Origin of the sequence: Pseudomonas sp. QE6 (assembly GCF_041379005.1) — a bacterium.
Taxonomy (GTDB): Bacteria; Pseudomonadota; Gammaproteobacteria; order Pseudomonadales; family Pseudomonadaceae; genus Pseudomonas.
In genome coordinates this window covers 4,081,891-4,107,196 of sequence record NZ_CP166873.1, presented here as the reverse complement: position 1 = coordinate 4,107,196, position 25,306 = coordinate 4,081,891, and the positions used below count along the sequence as shown (strand labels likewise).

The 25,306-nt window shown below is 66.6% G+C and carries 18 protein-coding genes; 6 read left to right on the top strand and 12 right to left on the bottom strand.

The features are described from left to right. Positions 1–109 precede the first annotated feature (109 nt). Entirely contained in the window at positions 110–1,024 is a 915-nt protein-coding gene (locus tag ACAW63_RS18895) for a LysR substrate-binding domain-containing protein (protein WP_371227671.1), read from the top strand. Here ACAW63_RS18895 and ACAW63_RS18890 read toward each other — a convergent pair. The 3 genes from ACAW63_RS18890 to ACAW63_RS18880 all read right to left on the bottom strand — a co-directional run bounded on the left by ACAW63_RS18890 (position 1,004) and on the right by ACAW63_RS18880 (position 6,804). After that, complete coding sequence (locus ACAW63_RS18890) at positions 1,004–3,418, bottom strand: LuxR C-terminal-related transcriptional regulator (protein WP_371227669.1); 2,415 nt, start codon at positions 3,416–3,418, stop codon at positions 1,004–1,006. The genes ACAW63_RS18895 and ACAW63_RS18890 overlap by 21 nt on opposite strands. 151 nt (positions 3,419–3,569) lie before the next feature. Beyond that, positions 3,570–4,934 (bottom strand): DUF1329 domain-containing protein, encoded by a 1,365-nt coding sequence (locus ACAW63_RS18885; RefSeq protein ID WP_371227667.1) that lies wholly within the window; start codon positions 4,932–4,934, stop codon positions 3,570–3,572. 13 nt (positions 4,935–4,947) lie between these two features. Continuing rightward, positions 4,948–6,804 carry a DUF1302 domain-containing protein gene (locus tag ACAW63_RS18880; protein WP_371227665.1) on the bottom strand — a complete coding sequence of 619 codons (1,857 nt, stop codon included), beginning with the start codon at positions 6,802–6,804 and terminating at the stop codon, positions 4,948–4,950. 340 nt (positions 6,805–7,144) lie between these two features. Between ACAW63_RS18880 and ACAW63_RS18875 the strand changes: the two genes are divergently transcribed. Together ACAW63_RS18875 and ACAW63_RS18870 are read left to right on the top strand one after the other, a co-directional pair. Further along, complete coding sequence (locus tag ACAW63_RS18875) at positions 7,145–8,740, top strand: arylsulfatase (protein ID WP_371227663.1); 1,596 nt, start codon at positions 7,145–7,147, stop codon at positions 8,738–8,740. A 281-nt stretch (positions 8,741–9,021) separates the two neighbouring features. Beyond that, positions 9,022–9,267 carry a hypothetical protein gene (locus ACAW63_RS18870; protein ID WP_371227661.1) on the top strand — a complete coding sequence of 82 codons (246 nt, stop codon included), beginning with the start codon at positions 9,022–9,024 and terminating at the stop codon, positions 9,265–9,267. Positions 9,268–9,356: 89 nt separating this feature from the next. Here the strand turns inward: ACAW63_RS18870 and ACAW63_RS18865 are convergent, their stop codons facing one another. From ACAW63_RS18865 to ACAW63_RS18825, 9 genes are all read right to left on the bottom strand, one after another. Further along, complete coding sequence (locus ACAW63_RS18865) at positions 9,357–11,867, bottom strand: fused MFS/spermidine synthase (protein ID WP_371234715.1); 2,511 nt, start codon at positions 11,865–11,867, stop codon at positions 9,357–9,359. A gap of 123 nt (positions 11,868–11,990) precedes the next feature. Then, positions 11,991–13,562, bottom strand: coding sequence for an arylsulfatase (locus tag ACAW63_RS18860; protein WP_371227659.1), 1,572 nt, complete (start codon positions 13,560–13,562; stop codon positions 11,991–11,993). A gap of 111 nt (positions 13,563–13,673) precedes the next feature. Further along, entirely contained in the window at positions 13,674–14,660 is a 987-nt protein-coding gene (locus tag ACAW63_RS18855; protein ID WP_371227657.1) for an HAD family hydrolase, read from the bottom strand. A gap of 10 nt (positions 14,661–14,670) precedes the next feature. Then, positions 14,671–16,029 (bottom strand): hypothetical protein, encoded by a 1,359-nt coding sequence (locus ACAW63_RS18850; RefSeq protein ID WP_371227655.1) that lies wholly within the window; start codon positions 16,027–16,029, stop codon positions 14,671–14,673. Further along, positions 16,026–17,612: a VWA domain-containing protein gene (locus ACAW63_RS18845; protein ID WP_371227653.1), complete on the bottom strand. Its 1,587-nt coding sequence runs from the start codon at positions 17,610–17,612 to the stop codon at positions 16,026–16,028. The genes ACAW63_RS18850 and ACAW63_RS18845 overlap by 4 nt, the downstream gene beginning before the upstream one ends. 1 nt (position 17,613) lies before the next feature. Next, a complete protein-coding gene (locus tag ACAW63_RS18840; RefSeq protein WP_371227651.1) occupies positions 17,614–18,618 on the bottom strand; it encodes a VWA domain-containing protein in 1,005 nt (334 codons plus the stop codon). Next, positions 18,605–19,111 carry a DUF4381 domain-containing protein gene (locus ACAW63_RS18835; RefSeq protein WP_371227649.1) on the bottom strand — a complete coding sequence of 169 codons (507 nt, stop codon included), beginning with the start codon at positions 19,109–19,111 and terminating at the stop codon, positions 18,605–18,607. The genes ACAW63_RS18840 and ACAW63_RS18835 overlap by 14 nt, the downstream gene beginning before the upstream one ends. Further along, positions 19,108–20,058: a DUF58 domain-containing protein gene (locus ACAW63_RS18830; RefSeq protein WP_371227647.1), complete on the bottom strand. Its 951-nt coding sequence runs from the start codon at positions 20,056–20,058 to the stop codon at positions 19,108–19,110. The genes ACAW63_RS18835 and ACAW63_RS18830 overlap by 4 nt, the downstream gene beginning before the upstream one ends. Before the next feature lie 10 nt (positions 20,059–20,068). Then, positions 20,069–21,049: an AAA family ATPase gene (locus tag ACAW63_RS18825; RefSeq protein WP_371227645.1), complete on the bottom strand. Its 981-nt coding sequence runs from the start codon at positions 21,047–21,049 to the stop codon at positions 20,069–20,071. A 521-nt stretch (positions 21,050–21,570) separates the two neighbouring features. Here ACAW63_RS18825 and ACAW63_RS18820 point away from each other — a divergent pair. The 3 genes from ACAW63_RS18820 to ACAW63_RS18810 all read left to right on the top strand — a co-directional run bounded on the left by ACAW63_RS18820 (position 21,571) and on the right by ACAW63_RS18810 (position 25,217). Continuing rightward, the gene (locus ACAW63_RS18820) at positions 21,571–22,242 is read left to right on the top strand and encodes a DUF3313 domain-containing protein (RefSeq protein ID WP_371227643.1); all 672 of its coding nucleotides are present in this window, start codon (positions 21,571–21,573) and stop codon (positions 22,240–22,242) included. A gap of 150 nt (positions 22,243–22,392) precedes the next feature. After that, positions 22,393–23,421, top strand: coding sequence for an AraC family transcriptional regulator ligand-binding domain-containing protein (locus tag ACAW63_RS18815; RefSeq protein ID WP_371227641.1), 1,029 nt, complete (start codon positions 22,393–22,395; stop codon positions 23,419–23,421). 110 nt (positions 23,422–23,531) lie between these two features. Beyond that, positions 23,532–25,217 carry a LuxR C-terminal-related transcriptional regulator gene (locus ACAW63_RS18810; RefSeq protein WP_371227639.1) on the top strand — a complete coding sequence of 562 codons (1,686 nt, stop codon included), beginning with the start codon at positions 23,532–23,534 and terminating at the stop codon, positions 25,215–25,217. The last annotated feature ends 89 nt before the right edge of the window (positions 25,218–25,306 follow it).

Here is a 25,306-nt window from a genome sequence, read left to right as displayed (position 1 = left end):
TCTCCGTGTTGAAAATTTCATGCAGCATGCAGTGCCTCTTGCGTTCCGAGAATCTGCATTTTCATAACCCAGCGTTAAGTAAATCCGAACGCCAATTTCAGGGCCGACCATGCATTTCGATCTCGCCGACCTGCGTCTCTTCGTCCATATCGCCGAAGCCCCCAGCCTGACCCAGGGCGCCCGCCGCGCGCACCTCTCGGCGGCCGCCGCGAGCGCGCGGATCAAGGCGCTCGAAGGTCAGCTCGACTGCCGCCTGCTGTACCGCGACAACCGTGGCGTCGAGCTGACCCCGGCGGGCCAGCGGCTGCTGCAGCACGCACGCCTGATCCTGCGCCAGGTGGAACACCTGAAGGACGACTTCAGCGAACAGGGCGGCGACCAGGTCGGGCACATTCGCATCTTCGCCAACACCACGGCGGTCACCGAGTTCCTGCCCGAGCTGCTGGCCGGCTTCCTCGCCGTGCGCCCCGGCGTCAGCGTCGATCTGCAGGAGCGCCTGAACCGCGATATCGTCCGCGCCATCCTCGACGGCTCGGCCGACCTGGGCATCGTCGCTGGGGCGGTGCGCGCCGAGGGCCTGCAGGTGGTGCACTTCAGCACCGACCGACTGGTCCTGGCTGTGCCGCCGGGGCATCCGCTGGGCCGGTTGCGCCGGCTCACGCTCGCCGACACCCTGGACTTCGCCCACATCGGCCTGCATGAAGGCAGCACCCTGCAGAGCTTCCTGCGCGAGCAGGTGGAGCGCGTCGGCGGCAGCCTCAACCTGCGCATCCAGGTAGCGAGCTTCGAGGCCATCTGCCGGATGGTCGAGGCCGGGGTGGGCATTGGGGTGATCCCGGAGACGGCGGCGCGTCGCCACAGCCGCACCATGAACCTGCAGATCCTCGCCCTGGACGAGCCCTGGGTGGTGCGCGAACGCAGCGTGCTGGTGCGTGATCGCGAGGCCCTGCCCGGCTGCGCCCGGGCGTTGGTGGAGCTGCTGCGGCAGACTGGCGATGGCCGCTCACCCGAGCAGCCCCAGTGACTTGGCACGGACGATGGCCTGGGTGCGCCGGCGCACGCCGAGCTTCACGTTGATCTTCTTGGTGTGCGTCTTCACGGTATTCAGGGAAATGAACAGGCTGTTGCCAATTTCCTGGTTCGACAGGCCCTCGGCCAGCAGCCGCAACACCGCCACCTCACGTGCGGTGAGGCCGTGCCCGGAGCCCTCGGGGGCACCGCCGGGTCCCGCCGGCAGCAGGCCGGAGAGCTGCTCGATCGGCAGGCTACCGGCAAGGCGTTCCACCGCGTGCTGCGCCTCGCGCGCCAGGCCATAGAGTTCCAGGCACTGGCACTCCTCCTGTAGCTGGCGCAGACGTTCGCAAGCCACCTCCGGGCTGCCGCAGCCGGCCTCGGCGAGCGCCAGCAGATAACGCAGGCGCTGCGGCAGCGACGGCGTGTGCAGCGGCGGCACCGCTTTCTGCGCAGCCAGCGCCTGGCCTTCCTGATGCAGGCGCTGCCACTGTCCCTGGCGCGCCAGCAGGCGCAGCCGCAGGCCCTGCAGGGGCAGCGCGTAGCAAACCGGCTGCACCCGCCAGCGATGCATGCAGCGTTCGGCTTCCTCCATTCGGCGATCGGCGCGCAGTGGATCGCCGCCCCGCGAGGCGACTTCGGCGAGACCGATCAGGCCATGCAGGATGCACGGATCGGCGCAAGCGCGAGCTTGCGCCACGCCCCGTTCGAGGACGGCTTCGGCGCCGGTCATGTCGCCCTGAAGCAGCAGCAGCTCGCCACGCAGGAAGTCCAGGCGACCGATCAGCAACCCGTGTTCCTGACCGGTCGCCGCCACGCGCTCGCAGCAGGCATCCAGCAGTGTCTGGGCCTGCCCCGCCTCGCCGCCGAGCAGGGCCAGGCGGATGCGGTCGCAGTCGAGCAGCACTTCACTGGCCAGGCAGCCACGGCGGCGCGCCAGCTCCAACGCGTCCTGCAGCGTGCGTCGCGCCGCCTGTGGCTGGCCCCCGGCCATGTCCAGGCGCGCCAGGGTGGTCTGGCACAACAGCACCGAGCGCCAGTCGCTCGGGTCGAGCTCTTGCAGGGCGGCACTGCAGCGTTCGCGAGCATCGTCCAGGCGCCCCCGCATGCCGTCCAGCGCGCCCTGCAGCGCCAGCCAGTTGGCCAGCAGGCGGCGGTTGCGCGCGGCCTGGGCTTGCGGCAGGAAGTCGCTGAGGCGCTCGATGCAGGCCTCCGCCTCGTCCAGACGCCAGCTGAACAGCAGCGCACGGGCGTTCAGGCAGATCAGTCGGGGGGTGCTTTCCATCAGCGCGGCGGGGAGCTTTTCGCGCCAATCCAGCAGCAGTCGCAGGTGGTCGCCGGCGAACAGCCAGTCCATGTCCAGGCGGTCCATGTAGCTGGCGGCGACTTCCGGCTGGCCAGCGCCCAGCGCCAGCTCGATAGCCTCGTTCAGCCAACCGGCCTGGCTCAGCACGTTGCAGGCACGCAGGCGCAGGCGGGTAAGCGCCGGCCCCTGCAGGTGGCCTTGCAATGCCTTGGCCACCAGTGGTGGCAGGCGGAAGCAACTGGCCTCGGCATCCAGCGCGAGGAAGAAGCCCTGGCCATGGCGCAGCTGGTCGAAGCGCTCGCCGCCCCCCTCCTCCCAAAGGCCAGCACAGATTTCCCGGTTGAAGCGCGGCAGGTAGGCCAGGCCGCAGAGCATGTCGCCAGTCTCTGCGTCGAGGCGGCCAAGCAGCTCCTGCGACAGGTACGAGCGCAGCCAGGACGCCACTTCACCCGGCGCATGCACGCCGTCACGCGCACTGAGCAACAGGCGTACGCCCGCGCACCACCCCTGGGTGGCAGCCCACAGACGCTCGCGACACTCGGCGTCGTAGCCCTGGGCCAGCGCCAGCGTGTCGCTTTCCTCGCGGCTGAACGCCAGCTGCGCGATGCCCAGCTCGCACAGGCGCTCGTCAAGCAGCAGGCGCGAGAGGTTCCATTGCGGGCGCTGGCGGCAACTGACCAGCAGGTAAAGCGGCGCTTCGCCCAGGCTCAGCAGGCGCTGGAGCCAGGCATCGAGCTCCGCGTCGGGGTCTTGCGGATAGTCGTCCAGCACCAGCCACAGCGGTTGTCGGCGCAACTGCAGGGCCTGCAGCACGCTGGTCGGGTCGGTGTCGTGCAAGCCCAGGCTCCTGGCTATCTGGGTACATGCGACCGCCACTTCCAGCCGCTGACCGGCACAATCCAGCCAGATCCGTGCGCAACTGGCCGGCAGGCGCTCCAGCGCGGCACGGGCCAGCGCACTCTTGCCGTAGCCGGCGGGGGCGCAGAGCAGGTTCAGGCGCCGTGGAGATTCCAGCAGGGCCAGCAGCAGCGGCTCGCGCGGCAGTTGCGTGGCAGGCATGGACACCGGCGCACCGGCGGCAATGGCGGAGAAACTGGACATGGCGACACCCGTTTTCGTTGTAATTCGTGCTGCGTCTGGGTGTCAGCAGAGCATTCGGGAATGGGGGGTAACAATCGGTCGTTCGGACTAGCCGAGGGGACTAGTCCGAGCTACGACGCCGCCGTCTCCCACGGAGGCGGCGGCGTGGGGCTTAGCGGATGCCAGCGTTGCGCAGGGCCGCCGGTGTGAAGTCGGTCATGCTCGGCTGGGCGGTGTAATCGATGCCGCGCCGCGACTCGTTGATCATCGCCATCGCCAGGTAACGGCCGGCGATCAGGTCGTTCAACGCGTTCACCGCATACAGCGCCGTGCCTTGCTGGTAGTCGTTCACCGCGAAGCCTTCACCGACACGCCAGAGCTGGCCGCGTCCGTCATAAGCCTCGGACTCGACGGCCTGCCAGGTGTCCTCGTCGAAGTAGAAGTGACGGGTGGCGTAGATGTGCCGCTGGTTCGGCTTCAGGGTGGCGACCACTTCCCACACCCGGTGCAGCTCGTAGCGTGTCAGGTCGGGATTGACATGGCCAGCCTGGAGTATGTCGGCGTACTTCAGCTTGGGCGACCACAGCCGGTAGTTGTTGTAGGGGACGTACATCTCCTTCTTGCCCACCAGCTTCCAGTCGTAGCGGTCCGGCGCGCCGTTGTACATGTCCGAATCGTCCGAGGTGCGCATGCCGTCGGCGGCGGTGCCGGGGCCGTCATAGGCCACCTGGGGAGCCCGCCGGACACGGCGCTGACCGGCGTTGTAGACCCAGGCCAGACGGGGTTCCTTGACCTGGTCGATGGTCTCGTGCACCAGCAGCACGTTACCCGCCAGGCGTGCCGGCGCGGTGACCCGCTGCTTGTAGAAGAACAGCACGTTCTCGGTCTGCTTAGGATCGGCATCCTTGATCAGCTGCGGGTAGCCCAGGTCTTCCTCGAACGCCACCGCAGTGAACGAGCCGTTGGTCTGCGGCGTGGCCTGCGCACTCAGGCGACGCTGGTTGGGGCCGCGGTAGCGGGTCAGGTGGTTCCAGACAACCTCGACGCCGTTCTTCGGGATCGGGAAGGCATAGTTGCGCCCCTTGAAGTTGGCCAGGCCATTGCCGCCGTCCACTTCCTCGGTATTCAGCGCGCTGACCTTCGCCGCGTCGTAGACAGCCTGCGGACTGGAGGCGGTACGGCGGGTCACGTACACCGGAATGCGGTAGGTGTCCGGATAGCGCTTGAACATGGCCATCTGGCCGTTGCTCAGCTTGTCCTTGTACTTCTCCGCCGTGGCGGCAGTGATCACGAACAGGGGCTTGTCGTCGGGGAACGGGTCGCTGAGGAAGCCATTCACCACCGGCGCTGCGCCCGGTTTCAGGCCGCCGTCCCAGGCCGGGATGCTGCCATCGGCATTGCCGGCCTTCTCGCCGCCCAGCGGCGTCAGGGTGGCACCGAGCTTGGCCGCGTCCTCAGCCGAAACCGCGGCGTGTACCGAACTTGCCAGGAGGCTCAGGCCAAGTATCGTGCCCTTCATCAAATTCATCATGTACATGCTGTTCACCTGCTTAGAAGTTCACGCCGACGCTGACTGACATGTAGTCGCGGTCGGTCATGGTGTTGTAATCCCCACCGAAGTAGTTGGTGTAACTCAGGCTCGCCGTATAGGTGTTCTGGTAGTCGGCATCCAGGCCCAGGCTGACCGCCTTGGCGCCTTCCTCGAAGCTCGGCCCAGTGCCGTTGACGTCATGCGACCAGGCGATGTTCGGCTTGAAGTTGATGCCGGCGATCACGTTCGGGTAATCGAGGATGCCGCGTACGCGGTAGCCCCACGAACTGGTGGTATAGAAACCCTTGCTGTTGCACTCCTGCTGCGGGTTGCTGGCTTTGGGCGTGCCCGCTGCGGTGCCGACGCAGACCGCCGGGTCGATCAGCTCGCCGGCGCCGTAGGTCGGGCTGCGGCCGAAGCGCAGGCTTCCCAGGGAGTTGTCGATGCCGCTGATGTGGTCGTAACCCACCTCTCCCACCAGGGTCAGGCGCTCGGCGCCCAGTACCTGATCGAAGAACTGCGTGGCGGTTACCTGCATCTGGGTGAACGGCAGCCGCTTGTAGCCCTGGATCGCCGACCCCGGCGCATTGACCGCCTGGCCGTCGACGAACACCGGCGACACGGCGGTGGGTACGCCGTTGACCAGGCCGACCTGGTTCACCGCAGCGAGGTTGAGGTCAGCGGTGTTGATCTGCATCGGCATGTTCGGCCGGTAGCTGATCTCACCTCCGAGCGCGACGCCGGACAGGTTGGTCTGGAAGCTCAGGCCATACAGGTGGATGTCTTCGGGGTAGTCGACGAAGTAGCTCGCGCCGCGCACCCGGCTGGCCGTGGTCAGCGCATTGGAGGCTCCCGCGAAGGTAGTGCGGGTGAAGCTCAGGAAGGGGTTGCGGCTGTGATAGTTCATCACGTACGCCCCCAGCTCGGTGTCGTTGAAGTCCGGCAGGAACCAGCGCAGGGCCAGGCCGTACTGACCGGAATCACCCGGTTCGTGGTCGTCGCCACGGGGGATATAGGCGTTGGCGCGATTGCCCGCCACGTCGAGGATGGTGCCGCTGTTGGCACGCGGATCCCCCGGAGCGAAATCCGGACCGGCGATCACCAGGCGGTCGTCACAGCCCTTGGCCACGGCGTCGACGGCGAAGAAGGTGCCGCAGTTTTCGGTAACCGTCTTGTCCCACTTGATCTGATAGAAGCCCTCGGCGGTGACGTTCTCGCTGAGCCCCTGGGAGAGATAGAACAGCTGCACCGGCACCAGCGCCTCCTTGACCTCGGCACCGGGCCGGCGCAGCGCGGAGACGTCCACCGGGTTGATCGAGTTGATCGAGTTGGGGATGAAGGTGCTTTCGCCCCAGCTCACCACCTGTTTGCCGAAACGCACGTTCCCAGGCAGCTCGGCCAGCTGGTAGTTGTGATAGACGAAGGCATCGAGGAACTCCGCGCCCGAGGCCTTGGCCGACTGGTCGCGGCCACGGTCATCGATGTTGTAGTAGCGCAGGTCCTCATCCTTGAGCTCGAAGTCGTACCAGTACTTGCCGCGCAGGAAGGCGCCGGAATCGCCGTACTTGAGCTCCAGGTCGTGGATGCCCTTGAAGATCTTCGAGAAGGTGTCGCCCTTGCTGAAGTTCAGGCGGCCATCGTCAGCGGTACGCGAGGCGGCCTTGCCCTTGGCGCCGACCACATTGAAGTTGGAGACGAAATCCGGATCGGGATTGCGCAGGGCCCAACTGGTACCCAGGGAAAGCGACGAGTCGAACTGCCCTTCGATCTCGCCGATGTTGAAGCTTACGGCTTGCGCCTGTGCAGTCCAGGCAAGCGCCACGGCAACGGCCAGGGCCTGCGGTCGGAAGCTTCCGCGCATTGTTATTGTTGGCATGCGGTACTCCAATGATCCTTGTGTTGGAGTGCGCATGCTGTCAGCCGCCGATACCGCGAAAAACCGCCTGAACAGGTGATTTTTCGCCTCACCCGAGAGGGTGGCAAAGGCCGGTTTCACGGCCATTTATCCATTGCCGGCGGGCATTACCCGCGACGTCAGCGAAACCTACGATACCCTGCGTAACACCCACCAGAAACACCCCGTGTGCACCCTTGGCTAACCACCCCAACGGGTGATTTGCACGCTCTCCCTTGCCGCGTTCAATGATGACCAGTGCCCAATCCCCTGCGGTAAGGGCCAGCCAACCACAACAACAAGCATCACGGAGAACCGTGCTATGACTCGCAATCGCAGCTGGCTGCCGCGGCTCGCCATGGCCGTCGGCCTGCTGGCTGGCGCCGGAGCCCAGGCCGCCGACAAGCCGAACATTCTGGTGATCTTCGGCGACGACATTGGCCAGACCAACATCAGCGCCTATTCGCAAGGGGTCGTCGGCTACCACACGCCGAACATCGACCGTATCGCCAAGGAGGGCATGCTGTTCACCGACTACTACGCGGAGAACAGCTGCACCGCCGGGCGCTCCACCTTCATCACCGGCCAGGCTTCTCTGCGTACCGGCCTGACCAAGGTCGGCATCCCCGGCTCGCCGGTTGGCCTGCAGGATCGCGACATCACCCTGGCCCAGGCCCTCAAGGGGCAAGGCTACGCCACCGGCCAGTTCGGCAAAAACCACCTGGGCGACCGCGACGAATACCTGCCCACCAAGCACGGCTTCGACGAGTTCTTCGGCAACCTCTACCACCTCAACGCCGAGGAAGAGCCCGAGCGTCCGTACTGGCCGAAGGACCCGCAGAACCCCTACGTCCAGCACTTCTCCCCCCGTGGGGTGATCCACTCCTTCGCCGACGGCAAGATCGAGGACACCGGCGCGCTGACCAGGAAGCGCATGGAAACCATCGATGACGAGACCACCCAGGCGGCGATCAACTTCATCGACAAGCAGGCCAAGGCCGACAAGCCGTTCTTCGTCTGGATGAACACCACCCGCATGCACCTCTATACCCACGTGCGCGACTCGATGAAGGGCCAGAGCGGCATGCCCGGCAACGAGTACGCCGACGGCATGCTCGAACACGATGGCGACGTCGGCAAACTGCTCAAGACCCTCGACGACCTGAAGCTTGCGGACAACACCATCGTCATCTACACCACCGACAACGGTCCGAACCGCTTCACCTGGCCGGATGCCGCCACCTCGCCGTTCCGCAACGAGAAGAACTCCAACTACGAAGGCGCCTTCCGGGTGCCGGCGATGATCCGCTGGCCGGGGCATATCGGGGCGGGCCAGGTGTCCAACGAGATGTTCTCAGGGCTGGACTGGTTCCCCACCCTGCTCTCCGCCGTGGGCGTGCCCGACGCCAAGGAGAAGCTGCTCAAGGGCTGGGCGCCGACGTCCGGCGGGCCGACCTTCAAGGTGCACCTGGACGGCTACGACCAGCTCGCCTACCTCACCGGCAAGGCGAAGAAGAGCGCACGCAACGACTTCTACTACTTCAACGACGACGGCCAGCTGGTGGCCATGCGCTTCGGCGACTGGAAGGTGGTGTTCTGCGAACAGCGCAAGCCCGGCGGCTTCGAGGTGTGGAGCGAGCCCTTCGTCTGCCTGCGCGTGCCCAAGCTGTACAACCTGCGCATGGACCCGTATGAGACCGCCGACATCGTCTCCGACCAGTACAACGACTGGCTGGTGAAGAATGCCTACCTGGTGGGCATCGGCACCATGAAATCCACCCAGTTCCTGCAGACCTTCCTCGAATGGCCGCCGAGCCAGCGCCCGGCCAGCTTCACCATCGACCAGGTGCAGCAGTCGATCTATCAGAAGATCGCCGAGAAGATGAAACAGCAGCAGGCCGCTGCGCAGAAGCAGTGATCCACCCGCCACGCCCCGCCGGGGCGTGGCATCCCCTCCCGACAGCCAAAGCCCTCACCCGCAAATCCAGCCGGCACCAGGCAGCGCCCAGTGACGGCATTGACTGGTGCAGCATCCCTCTGCGTTTTCATTTCGCGACAACCCCGTAGCAGACCGTCAATCCAGCCATACTCTTCGGGTCGGCAGCAGGGCATCGTCTGCCGGATGATCTGCCAGGATGGCGTCGGCGCCACCAGCATCGTCTTCGCCATCTGGCCCTCCCCGCCGGTCTGTCGGACAACGTGTTCAAATCCCTGATGCTCGAGCGCGGCGCGGCGCGGCGCGGCGTGGCCGTGCCGATGCCGGTGGTGCTGATCGGCGCGCTGGGCAGGATGATCAGCAATGGCGTCATCGGCCTGTTCATCGGGCCCGTGGTGCTCGCCCTTGGCTATGAGCTGTTCAACTCCTGGGTGGACCAGCTCGTGGTAAGCCCGCCGACAGCGGAGGCCGAAGACGATAAAGCCGAACAGGGTGACAGCGCCCATTGAGCGCCTTGGAGCCTGACGGCAGGTAAATCGCCTCTCTACAGGCTACAAAGGCCCCTGGGCGTCAAGCAACGCCCAGGGGCCTGCCTGTTTCAGGGCCCACCGAGGAACCAGCGGTAGTACGGGTTATCGCCCTCCTCCCGGGCGATCTGCCGTACGTCCCGCGCCCAGGCCTCGCGCTCGCCACGGTAGGCGTGCAGGCTCAGGCCGTAGAAGCGGCGCAGGCTCCGCCATTCATCATCCACCGCGCCACGGAACGAAAGTTCGGCGTTTTCCAGCGGCGGCGCCGAGCGCAGCGCGAGAAGTGTCGGCAGCACCCGGGTGATTTCCCGCGAACGCACCCAGGGCGCGTATTCGATGCGCGGCTGGTCGTCGGTCACTGCCGGGGCGTCGCCGGCATAGCGCTGCAGACCCTCGCGGTCGGTGATCCAGGTGGCCAGCAGGCCTTGTGCCGAATCGACTCCCACGGCGCTCAGGGCCGCCGCGATCTCGGGCTGTTCGAAGCGCTGGCGGATACGCGGGACATCGAGCTGCAGCGGTTGCAGCGACCCCACCAGCAGCATCTCGTGGAACTCGGTGGTCCACAGCGAGGCGTAGGGGAATACGTCGATGAAGCTGCGCACCAGCGAACGGCTGTCTTCGTCGTTCTGCGTCGGCAGCGGCAGCCACTGGGCGACCACTCCATTCTCCTGCAGGCGGCGCGCGGCCAACTGGTAGAAGTCCCGCGAGTACAGATTGACCACGCCGGCCGCCGAGGGTGGCGGCGGTTCCAGGGTGATCATGTCGTAGCGTTCGTCGCTGCGCAGCAGCTCGCGGCGGCCGTCACGCAGGCGAATCTCCAGGCGCGGGTCGTCGATCGCGCCGAAGGTGCCCTGGAAGTTCGGCGCGGCGGCCAGCACTTCGGGCAGCAATTCGGCCACCACCGGATGCTCCAGGTCGCGGTAGCGCAGCATGGCACCGGCGGTGATACCGGTGCCGAAACCGATCACCAGCGAGGAACGCGGCTCGCCCCGGTGGATCAGCAGCGGCAGCAACGCCTGCAGGCGCATGTAGCGCAGCGACGGCATGGCGTCGCCGGTATTGGACACGCCCTGGATGTACAGGCGGTTGAAGCGCCGGTCACCCTTGCCCTGTTCCACCACGGCGACGGTACCGCCACGGCCTTCCTGGTAGAAGGTGATCTGCCCGTTGCGCGCCGCCGGCATCAGTTCGGCCAGGTGGCGTGGCGGCGTCAGCACGGCGGTCGCCAGGGTCGCGCCGGCAATCGCCATGACCGCGATGCGCCCGCCCTTGCCCACTCCGACTCCGCGCCAGACAGCCAGCAGGCCGATGACGGCGGCCAGGATGGCGAGCAGCGCCAGGGTACGTACCAGGCCCACCGCCGGCACCAGCAGGAAACCGGTGAGCACCACGCCAAGGATGCCGCCCAGGGTGTTCAGCGCCACCACCAGCCCGACATCGCGGCCGACATGCCCGGAGTCCACCGACAGGCGCAGCGCCAGGGGAAATGCCGCGCCCAGAAGCGTGGTCGGCAGGAACACCACGCACAGCGCGGCCACCGCGAAGCGCGCGGACATTCCCGCCAGCTCGCTGCCGCCCAGGCTCAGCACCAGCATCTCGACGCCGCTCTGCGCCGCCACCAGCCACTGGCCGAGGCCGGCGATCTGCAGGATGGCGAGCAGGCCGGCCGCGGCGATCAGCACCGCGAATACACCCCAGGGGTCGCGCAGGCGGTCCGCTCGGCGGGCATACAACGCGCTGCCCAGCACCAGGCCGAGCAGATAGGTGGCCAACACCACCGCGAAGGCGAAAGCGCGGGTGCTCATGAATTGCACGATGGACTGTGTCCACACCACTTCGTAGCCCAGGGCGACACCGCCGGCGAGGCAATACAGCGCGGTGGCCAGGCGTGCCGCCGGGCCGCGTTTCCCGGTAGCTGCGACCGGCTCGGCAACGGGCTCGACGGCGCCGCGCTGGGCGATCAGCGCCCCCACCGCGGCCACCAGGTTGAGGACGGCAGCGGCACAGGCGCTACCGATTACGCCCAGTGCCGGCAGCAGCAGAAAAGCTGCCAGCAGGGTTCCCGCGATGGCGCCCGTGGTGTTGGCCGCGTACAGCCCGCCGCCGGCGCGGCCCATCTGCTGGGTGTCGGGTTGCACGGCACGGATCAGCACCGGCAGCGTGCCGCCCATGAAGAAGGCCGGTATGCCCACCAGCAGGAACGGCAGCAGCCAGGCAAGCAGGCCGACGCGGCCCTCCAGGCGCGCGAAGGGTTCGGCGGACACCGAGAGGGCCAGCGTGGCGCCGACGCCGAGAAGCGCCACCAGCAACTCAAGGCCCGCGTACAGGAGCACCGGACGCCGCAGGCGATCGGCCCAGCGTCCGAAGGCCAGGCCACCGAGGGCCAGGCCGGCGAAGAATGCACTGATCGCCGTGGTCACGGCGAAGACCTCGACCCCGACCACCAGCGACAGCTGCTTGACCCACAGCACCTGGTAGACGAGCGCGGCGCCCCCGGAAACGAACAGCAACAGCGCGGGGATCAGCAAGCGCGCCTGTTTGCCCTGGCGGCTGGTGCGTTCTGCGCTGCGCGAAGAACTCATGCGGGAGGAGTCGGCGGCTGAGGACATCGGGTACGCCTTGTCAGACAGAGGAAAGCCCGCGACGGGGAGTCCGTCGCGGGCCTGGTTCGGACGCCTGCGCAGGCGCCCACTACGCGCAACAGGTTACTTGGCCTGCTTCATTTTCGCTTCGATCTTCGCATCCACATCCTTGCGGACCGACTCGATGCTGAAGCTGGCCGGTTTCTGGCTCGGCGGATACTCGACGAAGGTCTGCAGGAAGGCCGCCGCCTTGCGCTCACCCTGGAAGATCAGGTAGTCGTTCTTGGTCAGCCAGTCGTAGTACTGGTCGGAGACCACGTCCGCCCGCTCGTAGGGGTCCATGCGCAGGTTGAACATCTTGGGTACCCGCAGGCAGGTGAACGGCTCGCTCCACACCTTGAGTCCACCGGGTGCGCGCTGCTCGCAGAACACCAGTTTCCAGTCGCCGAAGCGCATGCCCACCAGGTCGCCGTCATCGCTGAAGTAGTAGAACTCGTTGCGGGCGCTCTTGTCGGACTTGCCGGTCAGGTAGTCCAGCTGGTTGTAGCCGTCCAGGTGCACCTTGAAGGTCTTGCCGCCGACATCCGCGCCCTTGAGCAGGCGTTCCTTGATGTCGGTGTCACCCACGGCAGCGAGCAGGGTCGGGAACCAGTCCAGGCCGGAGAACATCTGGGTGGAGACGGTGCCCGGCTTGATGTGGTTCGGCCAGCGGATCATCGCCGGCACCCGATAGGCGCCTTCCCAGTTGGAGTTCTTCTCGTTGCGGAACGGAGTGGTGGCCGCATCCGGCCAGGACCACTGGTTCGGGCCGTTGTCGGTGGTGTAGATGACGATGGTGTTGTCGCCGATCTTCAGGTCGTCCACCGCCTTGAGCAGCTTGCCGACGTCCCCGTCGTGCTCGAGCATGCCGTCGGCGTACTCGTTGCCCGGCATGCCGCTCTGGCCTTGCATGGACTCGCGCACGTGGGTGAAGGCGTGCATGCGGGTGGTGTTCATCCAGACGAAGAACGGCTTGTCGGCCTTCACCTGCTTGTCGATGAAGTTGATGGCGGCCTGGGTGGTGTCGTCATCGATGGTTTCCATGCGCTTCTTGTTCAGCGGGCCGGTGTCCTCGATCTTGCCGTCGGCGAAGGAGTGGATCACGCCGCGTGGCGAAGCGGCCTTGACGAAGGCCTGGTCGTCCTTCGGCCAGTACGGGCGCTCCGGCTCTTCCTCGGCGTTGAGGTGGTAGAGGTTGCCGAAGAACTCGTCGAAGCCGTGGTTCGTCGGCAGGTATTCGTCGCGGTCGCCCAGGTGGTTCTTGCCGAACTGGCCGGTGGCATAGCCGTGGGCCTTGAGCGCCTGGGCGATGGTCACGTCGCGCGCCTGCAGGCCGACCGGCACGCCTGGCATGCCGACCTTGGACAGGCCGGTACGCAGCGCCGACTGCCCGGTGATGAAGGTGGATCGCCCGGCCGTGCAGCTGTTCTCCGCGTAGTAGTCGGTGAACATCATGCCTTCCTTGGCGATGCGGTCGATGTTCGGCGTCTGGTAGCCGACCACGCCGAACGAGTAGGCGCTGATGTTGGTCTGGCCGATATCGTCACCGAAGATCACCAGGATGTTCGGCTTGTCGGCCGCCTGGGCGACGGAGCACGCCACTATCGCCGTCGCCGCGAGGGCGAACCGCGATATCCATTTTCCCGTGCGCTTCATTGATGTTTCTCCATTTCTCTTGCTGAGTCGTATCCGCGACTGCGCGCAGGAAGACGCCGACAGCTCGGCTGGAATCCCCCGTACCCCTGCGGTGTCCTGGCATTCGCCCTGTTACTGGTCGAACGGATAGACGCGCTTCCATTCCGTGGCCATGTCCACGACCACCCAGCCCTTGCTCTTCGCCGTATCGAGCGCCTTGTCCAGGCGCCCGACCTTGCTCTGCCGGTCATAGGCCCATTCACGCTGGGCGTCGGTGTGGTGGACCAGCGCGGCCAGGCGCTTGCCCTTGCCCGCCATGGTCCACTGCAGCATCTGCAGGTCGCCGTCGGAGTTGCCGAAGGCCAGGATCGGCCGGCGGCCGATGATGCTGTCGATGCTTTCCGGCTTGCCCGGACCGTCATCGTTATGGACCAGTTTGGGCAGGCGCTGGATCGACAACTGCCCGTCGCGGTCCTGGAAGCGGCTGCCCAGGGTAGTGCCAATCACCTGCTCGGGCGGAATGCCATAGACCTCCTCGGCGAAGGCGCGCATGAACGCCACTTCACCGCCGGAGACGATGTAGGTCTTGAAGCCATGGGCACGCAGGTAGTCGAGCAGCTCCAGCATCGGCTGGAACACCATCTCGGTGTAAGGCTTGTGGCTGCGGGGATGCTGGGCGCTGGCGAGCCAGCGGCGTGCATTGCCGATGAACTCGTCGGTACTCATGCCTGCATGGGTCGCGGCGACGATTTCCAGGATACCCTTCATGCCGCTTTCGGCGAGGGTCTTCTGGTCGTTCTCCAGCACCGCCTTGAACGGCTGCTGGGTCTTCCATTCCGGATGCTGCGGCGCCTGACGCTTGACCTCTTCCAGGGCGAACAGCACCTGGAAATACATCGGCTGTTCGCTCCACAGGGTGCCGTCGTTGTCGAACACCGCGATGCGTTCGGCCGGCGCTACGTAGTCCGGACCGCCCTCGCGGGTCACCGCCTCGACGAAGCCCACGATGGCCTGGCGCGACGCGCCGTCGTTCCAGGATGGCAAGTCGGCGGCCCGGCTCAGCAGCGGCAAGACCAGCAGGAGGGTGAACAACCAGCGTGAAGCAGCGAGACAGTGCATGTAACGTCCTTTATGGGTACCGACTCGGTTCGATGGCTCCCGGGGTCAGCGGCTTCAGGCCGTGTTTCCCCGAGGAGGTGTTGGAACATTGGGCAGTGGTCTGCCGCAGCTTCGGCAGCGCGTCGATCAGTTCGGCCACGGCGCCCTCACCGCGACCGCGCCCGTAGCGAGTCTCGAGAAAACCTAGCAAAGGTTGGCGCACAGCGGCGGAGAGATCGCCCGTATGCTTTCTCATTTCGCGACAACCGCTCGTCCGGCGAATCCACAAGTACAGCGCGCTCAACTCGGGCGGCGTGCCCTTGAGCTGGCTGCGAACCTGTCGCCAGGCGTATTCCGGAGACTCCAGCCAGGCCTCGCGGCGCGCCTGACGCCAGCGCCTCCAGGTGCCGATCAGCGCGCCTCCCCATGTGCGCCAGGCGTAGCCCGCCCCGCCCACGAGCAGCAGCGCGCCGAGCAGGAACAGCCAGTGCCCGGCGATGCGCACCTGCGTCTTGCGGCCCAGTTCGCGCAGGTCCTCGGTGATCGAGAACGGCGCCTGGTAGCCGGCGGCCGCCGCAGACTCGATCTCAAGAGCAGGCACCGAAACCGTACGGGCCTCGCCGCTGGCGGTGTCCCACCAGTGCAGCTCGATGGCCGGCAGCTGGTACTTGCCCGCCTCCTTGACCACATAGCTCACCGCATCGTCACGGACGCCACCGCTGACGCCGCCGCGACCGTCGCTCAGGGGGCGGACGCTGGGCGGCTGCACGTAGCGCTGCAAGCCGCTGATCTCGGCGAAGCCGGGCGGCGGAATCAGCATCGCCTGCGCGCCCACGGCCTCGACGTGCAGGCGCCGCTCGATGCTGTCGCCAACCCGCAGCGGCTCATGGGAGCGCTTGAGTGTCTGGGTCAGGGTGACCTGCCGCGCCACCAGCCGCTGCTCGCCCTCCCCTGCGCCGGCTGGCTGCCGGGCGACGAATCGTTGCGCAGCGCTGTGCACGGTGACCGGCCCCTTGCCCTGGCCGGGCGTGACCTGGATGTCCAGCGCAGGAATCACGAAGGAACCTGCCTGTTGCGGGGTGATCTGGTAGGTGAAGCGCAGGCCGAAGAACGGCTTGCCGTCGATCTCCTCATTCAGGTGCACGGCCTCGCCACCGGGGTCGGAAACCACCGCGCCATCCAGGCTCAGCTTGGGCAAGCGGGGCGCCGCACTGAACCAGGTGTCCACCAGCAGATCGACCTGCAGGCTGGCGGTGCCGCCGACCAGGACCGAGTCCGCCGGCAGCAGTTGACTGCGGACCCTGATGTCCGGTCCGGCGGTGTCTTCGGCTTCCGCAGCCGGGCCCCAAAGCGTCACCAGCAGCAACAGCAGGACGGCGAGCAGTCTCATGGCGCGGTCTCCCTGGCGGCATCCTGCAACTGGAACTTGCGCCGCAGGAACTGCTCCGGCGACGTCGTCAGGTTGTTCAGCCACAGCTGGTCCGAGCTGGCCTGCTGACGCTTCATTTGCACCGTTTTGCCCTTGCCGGTGTTGTTGTCGAACTCGACCTTGTCGGCCTTCTCGTCCGGCGGCCCGGCCTCCTGCTGGTCGTCGCGGTCCTTTAGCAGCGCCTGGGCCAGGGCAAGGTTGGCCTGGGCTTCGGGGAAGTCCACCTGTACCCGCAACGCCTGCTGATAGGCGGTGATGGCCTGCTCGAACTTCGACAGGCGTACATAGGTGTTGCCCAGATAGAAGTACCCCGGCGCGCTGTCCAGGCGTGCGAAACTGGCCAGCGCAACGTCGAACTCGGCGGCGCGGTAGGCGGCGAGCCCCTTCCAGTAGGCGTCGTCGAAATGCTCCGCCGCCTGCGGATAGTGCCCGCGCTCGAAGGCCCAGCGACCCTGCTGGTCCGGGGTGAGGAAGGCATCGGCCAGGGCGCTGGCCTGCGCGGGTTGCGGCGGAAGGCCCAGGCTCAGGGCCAGCAGCATGCCGCTCAGCCAGTGCACCCGCCAGCCACGGCGCACACTGAACAACGCCAGCAGCAACAGCGGCCAGCACAGCCAGTAGCCGGCGTCTTTCCAGTGCACCGTCTGGTCGTCACCGCGCACCGCCTGGAAGTGTTGCTGGGCATGCAGCTCGACCCAGTCCAGCACGTCGTCGTTCAGGGTCAGGCTCCCCAGCGGCGCATTCGCCGCGTCGGCCAGGCCCTTCAGGCCTTCCGCGTCGAAGCGACCGAGTTGCGGCCGACCCTGCTCATCGAGCCGCGATTGGCCATTGGCACCGGGCAACAGGCCGCCATCCTGGCTGCCGACCGCCAGCACCAGCACCTGCAGGTCGCTGCCCCGCAACTCCTGGCCGATGGCATCGAACTGGCTGGCGTCGGCGCCGTCGGTGACCAGCACCAGGGTGCCCGGGGACTGTTCGGCCGCCAGCAGGCGTCTGGCGAGGCGGATGGCGCCCAGTGCGTCCTTGCCGCTGCGCTCGATCAGGCGGGTCGACAGGGCTTGCAGGAAGCTATCGAGCAGCGCCGGATCGTCGGTGGCCGGCAGTACCAGATGAGCGCCGCCAGCATAGGCGATCAGCGCAACGCGACTCCCCGCGCGGCGCTGGATGAGGTCGTGCAGCTTGTGCTTGGCGGCCGCCAGGCGCGACGGCGGCACGTCGTCGGCGTCCATCGAGGCGGACAGGTCCACCGCGAGAATCAACGGGGCGCGGTTGTCGAGGAAGTCCGGTCTGTCCTGTTCCCAGGTCGGGCCGGCGGCCGCCACACCGCCCAGCACCAGCAGCGCGGCCAGGAGATGCACCGGGCGCAGGCGCTGGTTGTCGCGCGGGGTGATGACCAGATGCTTCAGCAGATGCGGCGCGATGATGCCGTCGAGCCGGCGCATCAGGTCATGGCGACGCGCCCACAGCAGCGGCAGGAGAACACCGGGGATCAGCACCAGCAGCCACAAGGGCCGCAGGAAGTGGAAGGCGCTCAGGTCGATGTCCATCTCAGCCCTCCTCTACCGTCGCTTGCCGCCGGCGCGGCGCCCTGACTCGCGAGGCCAGGGCCGCCACGCCGTGGGCCAGCGACAGCGCGAGCAGCGCCGCTCCCAACGGCAGCCAGAACAGGTCGCGCTTGGGTTGGTGGCTCAGGGTCTTCACCCGGTGCGGGGTGATCCGGTCGAGCGTCGTGTAGACCTGCTCCAGGGCATCGCGGTCGCCGGCGCGGAAGAACCGTCCACCGGTGGTGGTGGCGATGTCCCGCAGGGTTTTCAGGTCGACCTTGGCCTCGCCGGTGGCCTCGGCGTCGCCGATACCGATGGTGTGCACCATGATGCCGCGGTCGCGGGCGATGGCAGCAGCGTGGTCCGGGGTGATTGCGCTGCCGGTATCGTTGCCGTCGGTGAGCAGTACCAGCACCTTTTCCTGTTCCTGGGCGTGGTCCAGCAGTTTCACGGTCAGGCCGATGGCATCGCCCAGGGCGGTGTTCGGCCCGGCCATGCCGATGCCGACTTCGTCCAGCAGGATGCCCAGGCTGGCGTGGTCCAGGGTCAGCGGCGCCTGCGGGTAGGCCGCGGTGCCGAAGACGATCAGGCCGATGCGGTCATCCTTGCGCTTGGCGATGAAATCGCGGACCACGCCCTTCACGGCCGTCAGACGATCCACGCGGGTACCGTCCGGCGCGCTGTAGTCGGTGGTCTGCATGGATTGCGAGATGTCGATGGCCAGCATCAGGTCGCGAATCGGCTGCTCGTGCTCGATGGGCTTTTCCACCAGCACCGGCCGCGCGCAGGCGGCGAGGACCAGCGCCCACACCAGCAGGTTCAGCGGCAGTTGCCAGCGCCCACCGCTGGCACTGCCGTTACCCGGCACCTGTCCGGCAGCCTGGCTCATGGCCGCGAAGAACGGCACGCGCAGCGCGCTGCGAGCCTCGGCGTAGTGCCCCAGGTAGCGGTAGGCCAGCCAGGGCAGCGGCAGCAGGAACAGCAACCAGGGATAGTCAAACTGCCACACGGTGAGCCTCGATCCATTGCCGGCTCGCGCTGAGCAGCGCGTGCACTTCGTGATCCGCCAGCCCCGCGATGCGCTCCGCCGGCGCATAAGCGAGCAGTGCCAGGCGCTGGGCGAAATCCGCCGGCACCGGCGTCGTGCCGTGGCGTTCCAGGAATGCCTGCCACTGGCTGCCCCCCAGGCGCGCCGCCCCTTCTCCCGCCGGCATCGACAGGGCTACGCGCTTGAGCAATTGCGGCAACTCGCGCAGCGCGGCCAGACGGCCCTGCGGTTCGTACAGCGCCTGCGTCAGTTCGTCGAGCCGCGCCAGCGCCTCGCGCCGGTAGCGATCGCGGCGCCAGCGCCGGTATCGCCAGACGCACCCGGCCAGCAGCAGCGCCAGCAGAATGAGCGCCAGCACCAGCCAGCCCCAGGTCTGCGGCCAGTAGCTGGCCGGCGGCGCCGGGAGCGCCAGCTCGCGCAATTGGTCGATGCTGGGGACATTCGCCGTGCTCATCGCAGCCCCCCGGTCAGACGGCCCAGCTCGGCGCGCAGCTGGTCGAGGCTGTCGCGCCCGGTGCTGAACATCATCAGCGGCACCTGGCTGCGCCGCAGCAAGCTGGCCACGTCCTTCAGGCGCCCGGAGAGGAATTCGCCCAGCGGGCGGCGCACCTGGCGCCGCTCCACTTCCAGCTCGACCTGAAGCTCCCCCTGGGTCACCGTCACCCGACCGCGGTCGGGGATCTTCAGCGCCATGGGGTCGAACACCTGCAGGGCCAGCACGTCGTTGTGGCGACTGAGCTGGCGCAGCAGCTGCAAGGTCTGCTCGGAGACCCCGGCGAAGTCGCTGACGATCACGATCAGGTGGTCGTGCCCGGCGATGCCCAGGCATTCGCGCAATACCCGGTCCAGCTGTCCAGGCGATTCGTCCTCGGTGCGCGTGGCATGCAGCGCGTGGTTATGGCGGACGATGGCCGAGCACAGCGCCTCGACCCGCGCGCGGCTGCGCAGCGGCCGCACGTGTTGGACGTGATGGTCATCGAAGACGATGCCGCCCACCCGATCCCCGGCGTGGAACGCCATCCAGGCGCCGATGGCGCCCAATTCGGCGGCGGTTACCGACTTGAAGTTGCGCTGGGAACCGAAGTACATGCTCATGCGCTGATCGACCAGCAACAGGGTCGGCCGGTCGCGCTCTTCGGTGTAGCTGCGCACGAAGGGCTTGCCGTAGCGCAGCGACGCGCGCCAGTCCAGGTGGCGCAGGTCGTCGCCGGGGTTGTACTGGCGCAGCTCGTCGAAACTCAGGCCACGGCCCCGCAGGCGCGCGGCGTGGTTGCCGGACAGCACGCTGGACAGCGGCTGCCGCGAGAGGAAGCTCAGGTCGCGCACCCGATGTTCCAGCAGCATCAACTGCTGCATCGAGGCGTAGACGAACCCGTCGGCGTTGGGGCGTTGCTCCTGCATGGCCGCGCCCTTACGCCGGAACCGCCACTTTATCGAGCAGGCGGTCCAGTACCTGGTCGGCGCTCACGCCATCGGCCACCGCGTCATAGGACAGCAACAGGCGGTGGCGCAGCACCGGATGCAGCACGGCGCGAACGTCGTCGGGCGAGGCGTAGTCGTTGCCGTCGAGCCAGGCGTGGGCACGCGCCACCCGGTCCAGGCTGATGCCGCCGCGCGGGCTGGCGCCCACCCTGATCCAGCGCGCCAGGTCCGCGTCGTAGTCGGCGGGCCGGCGCGTGGCATTGATCAGGTCCATCAGGTAGCGGTCCAGCGGCTCGGACACATGCACCCGGCCCACTTCGCGGCGCGCGGCGAAGATCACTTCCTGCGGCAGTTGCTCGGGCCGCTGCGGCGCCCCGCCGCTCTGCTGGCGTTGCTCCTCTTCGCGCGCCAGGCGCAATACCTGGGTCTCGTCCTCGACCTTGGGGTAATCGATGATCAACTTCATCAGGAAGCGGTCCATCTGCGCCTCGGGCAGCGGATAGGTGCCTTCCTGCTCGATGGGGTTCTGCGTGGCCAGCACCATGAACAGCCCGGGCATGACATGGGTCTGCCCTGCCACGGTGATCTGCCGCTCCTCCATGGCCTCCAGCAGCGCGGCCTGGACCTTGGCCGGCGCGCGGTTGATCTCGTCGGCGAGGATGACGTTGCCGAACAGCGGACCGGGCTGGAACTTGAGCTGGTTGCCCGCCTCGGTCTGCTGGAGGATTTCCCCACCGGTGATGTCGGAGGGCAACAGGTCTGGCGTGAACTGGATCCGGCTCATCTGCGCATCCAGGTGCCTGGAAAGCGCCTTGACCGTGCGGGTTTTCGCCAGCCCCGGGAGGCTCTCCAACAGCACGTGGCCGTTGGCCAGCAAGCCCAGCAGGATATGGCGAATGCCCTGCTGCTGGCCCAGTACCTGCGATCCGATACTGGCTTCCAGGCTGGCGATCTGCTCGCGAATGTCCACCTTGCTCTTCCTTGTTCTGCGTTCGTTCGACTGGGTTGTGCCGCCGCTGCGACGCGCTCCGGCGTCCCCAAGTGACGCGTTAGCATAGCCTCTTAAGCCGGCAGGCAAAGCCTGGAGTGTCCCTGCGGCGTGTCGCGAAATGAATAGATCAATTGGCGTAAATCGCAGACCGGTTCCCCGGAAGGGGCAGACGGGCCGCAGGAGCCGCTTCAGGATGTCATGAAGTCGTCAACGATCAGGGGTATCTGTCGGGGCGCCGTCCTGTCACTACCCGCAATTGCCGTTCTGACGATGGACTGGTTGCACATGCCGCCTACACTCTCCTGTGGCTGGGCGATCTGCAGGCGAGCGATCGGACTCGCACACCGGCACGACGCCGTCGGGGGCTACGAGAATGGCGTGCTGCAGGCATTGGGCGACGGTGCAACGTGGTGATTCTGCGACCAGCCGCAACACATTCATGACAAGCAAACTGCTATCACCTCCCTTGCCTGATCCCATGACCGTTAAGGAGCATTACGATGAAGTCGAAGTTTCTGCTGGCCACGCTGTGCGGCGCGTCCCTTGCGCTGTCGGGTTGTGCGAGCAAGTACGTGGAGCCCGAGCAGTATTCCGGGTTCCTGAAGAACTACAGCATTCTCAAGGAAGAAAAATCGCCCTCCGGCGCAGCGGTCATGCGCTGGATCGATCCGAACGTGGACGTGAAGCGTTTCTCCAGCGTCTATATCGAACCCAGCCAGCTCTACCCGCAGCCGCAGCCCACCGAGAAGATCCCGGCGAGCACCCTGACGGGCATCACCCAGTACTATGACCAGGCGCTGAAGACCCAATTCTCCAAGGCTCTGCCGCTGGCCACCGGCCCCGGCCCGGGCGTGCTGGTGGTGCGCCCAGCGATCACCGCCGTCACCGCATCGACCAAGGGCCTGCAACCCTACGAAGTCATCCCGATCGCCCTGATCGCCGCCGGTATCAGCACCGCCACCGGCATTCGCGACCAGGACACCAGCATTGCCACCGAAGCCGCCTTCCTCGACGGCGGCAGCAACAAGGTGGTCGCGGAGGTCGTGCGCAAGGGCGCCGGCACCGAGCTGGAGAACTCCTCCCAGGTCATGCAGGCCAAGGACGCACGCGCCGTGCTCGATGGCTGGGCCTCGGACATGCTCAAGTCCTACCAGACCCTGAAGAGCAAGTAAGCCAACCGGCCCGGATGCGACCGCGCGTCCGGGCCTCGTTTGCGCTTTTGTGTCGGTCCGTAATACTTTTCCTACTCCGTACCCGAGCCCCTGGCAGGAGCCAGGGCTCGCAGCGCCCCGCTCGACCGCAATTCGAATCAGTGTGATCACATGGACAGTATCCGCGGCACCGCTTTTCTCCAGTTTGGCGAACTGCTCTCCGAGCAGGGCGCATCACTGCGCGACCACCTGGCTCCCCACCACATCGGCCTGGACGTAGTCGGTGATTTCGAGAAGAAGTTTTCCTACAAGAGCCTGGTGCAGATTTTCGAGGGCAGCGCCCACGCCATCCAGATGCCGGAGCTTGGGCTGGAGCTCGCGGCCCGCCAGGGCTCCTCGCTGCTCGGCCCGCTGCAGCACCTGGCCCGCTCGGCGCCCACCGTGGGCGATGGCCTGGTCGCGGTGCTGCGCTACATGCACCTGTACAGCCCGTCGATCCAGTTCCGCCTGGAGCGCCGCCCCGGCTGCGCGATGCTGTATTTCGAGAACACCCTGCCCTGCAACGAGGACATCCCGCAGATCGTCGAGAAGTCGGTCCTGCAAGGCAAACTGCTGATCTGCGAACTGATGGGCGCGGCCTTCCGCCCCCGTTCGGTGCTGCTGCGTCATCAACCCCAGGCCGATATCGCGGTGTATCGGCGCTACTTCGGCTGCCCGGTACTGTTCGGCCAGACCCACAACGCCCTGGCCCTTTCGCCGGTATCGCTGCAACGTCCGTGCATCCAGCACGATGTGGTACTGCACGCCATCGTGCGCTTCTACCTGGAGGCCCAGAGCAGCGATGACGACAACCTGCGCAGCAAGGTGGAGCGCCATATCCAGATGCTGCTGCCCAGGAGCCGCTGCAATCTCCAGCAGGTCGCCCACAACCTGGGCCTGAACCCGCGCACGCTGCAGCGGCGCCTGGCCAGCGACGGCGTCGACTTCGAGGGCCACGTCGAGCAGATCCGCCGCCAGCAGGCCGAGCAGTTGCTGCGCCACACCAACCTGACCGTGGGCCAGATCGCCAGCGAGCTGGGCTACAACCGTACGGCGTCGTTCTGCCGTGCGCACCTGCGCTGGTTCGGCATGTCGCCGTTGGAGCACCGCCGTTTGCATGGCAAGTGCCCGCTGCATAGGCTCGAGTCGGCGAACGACTGATCGGCGCCATAGGCGGCAGCATCGCCTCGGCGAGCTGCCGTGACTTAACAATCCGTGTCTTACAGCGTCTATCATCAAGACCGGTTGCCATCAGACTCACGGATCGAAGCATGGCCAACATACTCCTCATCGATCAGCAGCCGCTGAGCACCCTGGGCGCCGAAACCGCCCTGCGCAACGCCGGCCATGACGTAATCGGCGTCGCCCGGAACGGCCTGGATGGGCTCACCGCCTTTCGCACCCGCGCACCCGACCTGATAGTACTGGAACTGGACATCCCCAAGCTGGGAGGTCTCGATGTCATCAAGCGGATCGTGTCCAGGAAGACCGACACCAAGGTGCTCGTGCTGACAGCGCTGCCCGCCGACGTTTACGAACACCTTTGCCTGGCCTCCGGCGCCGCGGGATTCGTGTCCAAGGACGACACTCTTGAAACCTTCCTCGACGCCGTGGCCAAGGTGCTGTCCGGGCGCACCTATTTCCAGGCCAAGGCCATTCACCTCGAAATCGGCGCAACCGCAGCCGAGGGCGCCGGGGAACAGTTGACGGCGCGCGAAGTGACCGTGCTGCGCTACCTCGCAGAAGGCTACCGGGTGAAGCAGATCGCTGGCGAGCTGGCACTCAGCGACCGTACCGTCAGCACCTACAAGACCCGCCTGCTGGAAAAGACCGGCACCCACTCGCTGGTCGAGCTGCTCCAGGTCGCCGCGCAACGCGGGCTGCTCGACGACAGGCCGGGGATAACGGCGCACGACGTCGCCTCGGAAAAACACACCTCCCGCTTCGCCGCCCTTCTCGACAAGGTCCCCTACCCCATCTGCCTGCGCGCGCCGGACGGCCGGATACTCGCGACCAACCAGGCCTTCCTGAGTTATCTCGGTCTGACGCAGGACGAGGTGCTGAATACCTGGCTACGGGACCAGGGGATCATCGACGAGGAACACATCCTGCATGCACGGGCCACCTTCGAGGACGCCGTCAAGAAGCGCATCCCCTACATGATGCTGATCCCCATGTATCTTCGTGGCCAGCGACGGGTGATCAGGCACAGTGGTCACCCGGTGCTGGATGAGAACGGCGATCTGCTGGGCATGCTCTGCACCTCGGTGGACCTGGACGAGGAAGCGCAGAAGATCCAGACCCTGCGCAATCAGGTCTCCTATTTCTCCTCGCTCCAGAAGCGCCGCGGCATCTACCTGCTGCAGCATGGCGAAGAGGTCGCCAACCTCATCGCCAACGCCCGGATGATCCTTCAGGGACGCCAGAGCCGGGATTACCAGGGCGGCATCACCGCTCTGCTGGACCGCATCCAGGACACTGTGCAGATGGTCACCGAACTGGTGCGCATGGAACAGGGCGAGGTTCCGCTGACGCCCTTCCCCGAGAACCTGAACCATCTGACCCAAGAATCGCTCAAGGTCCTGCCCGGCGATAGCGTCCCGGCCTGGACGCTCATCACCGCCCACGCCCAACCGCACGGCTGGATCGATCCGTCGCGCTATGCCTACCTGCTCAAGGCCCTGCTGCTGCATATGAAGCATGTAGGCGCCGCTAGCGCCACGGTGCGGGTCGAGTCGTTCGAACGGGAAGCCGGCCACCTGGAGTGGACGCTGAACGTCAAGGGCACCACCGCTCCGGACCACCCGGGCGCCACACCGGTCCTCTACCTCGCGCTGGCCGACAAGCTGTGCGATCTACTGCATGGCAGCCTGGAGATCGTCCGCGACGACGACCAGGCCTTCGAGGCAGTCGCCACCCTCTCGATACCCATCGCATCGATGCAACCTGTCGCCTAGGATAGGAATCGCACTACAAGGCATTGCCTGAACGCACGCTTACCCGGCTTCGGCCCGAGGCGAATCATTTCTCCTAGCTAACGCACTCA

Coding starts and splice junctions, on each gene's coding strand:
- ACAW63_RS18850 (WP_371227655.1), bottom strand. CDS start 16,029: ATGAGACTGCTCGCCGTCCTGCTGTTGCTGCTGGTGACGCTTTGGGGC.
- ACAW63_RS18865 (WP_371234715.1), bottom strand. CDS start 11,867: ATGAGTTCTTCGCGCAGCGCAGAACGCACCAGCCGCCAGGGCAAACAG.
- ACAW63_RS18860 (WP_371227659.1), bottom strand. CDS start 13,562: ATGAAGCGCACGGGAAAATGGATATCGCGGTTCGCCCTCGCGGCGACG.
- ACAW63_RS18875 (WP_371227663.1), top strand. CDS start 7,145: ATGACTCGCAATCGCAGCTGGCTGCCGCGGCTCGCCATGGCCGTCGGC.
- ACAW63_RS18820 (WP_371227643.1), top strand. CDS start 21,571: ATGAAGTCGAAGTTTCTGCTGGCCACGCTGTGCGGCGCGTCCCTTGCG.
- ACAW63_RS18890 (WP_371227669.1), bottom strand. CDS start 3,418: ATGTCCAGTTTCTCCGCCATTGCCGCCGGTGCGCCGGTGTCCATGCCT.
- ACAW63_RS18810 (WP_371227639.1), top strand. CDS start 23,532: ATGGCCAACATACTCCTCATCGATCAGCAGCCGCTGAGCACCCTGGGC.
- ACAW63_RS18835 (WP_371227649.1), bottom strand. CDS start 19,111: ATGAGCACGGCGAATGTCCCCAGCATCGACCAATTGCGCGAGCTGGCG.
- ACAW63_RS18830 (WP_371227647.1), bottom strand. CDS start 20,058: ATGCAGGAGCAACGCCCCAACGCCGACGGGTTCGTCTACGCCTCGATG.
- ACAW63_RS18885 (WP_371227667.1), bottom strand. CDS start 4,934: ATGTACATGATGAATTTGATGAAGGGCACGATACTTGGCCTGAGCCTC.
- ACAW63_RS18855 (WP_371227657.1), bottom strand. CDS start 14,660: ATGCACTGTCTCGCTGCTTCACGCTGGTTGTTCACCCTCCTGCTGGTC.
- ACAW63_RS18815 (WP_371227641.1), top strand. CDS start 22,393: ATGGACAGTATCCGCGGCACCGCTTTTCTCCAGTTTGGCGAACTGCTC.
- ACAW63_RS18880 (WP_371227665.1), bottom strand. CDS start 6,804: ATGCCAACAATAACAATGCGCGGAAGCTTCCGACCGCAGGCCCTGGCC.
- ACAW63_RS18895 (WP_371227671.1), top strand. CDS start 110: ATGCATTTCGATCTCGCCGACCTGCGTCTCTTCGTCCATATCGCCGAA.
- ACAW63_RS18845 (WP_371227653.1), bottom strand. CDS start 17,612: ATGGACATCGACCTGAGCGCCTTCCACTTCCTGCGGCCCTTGTGGCTG.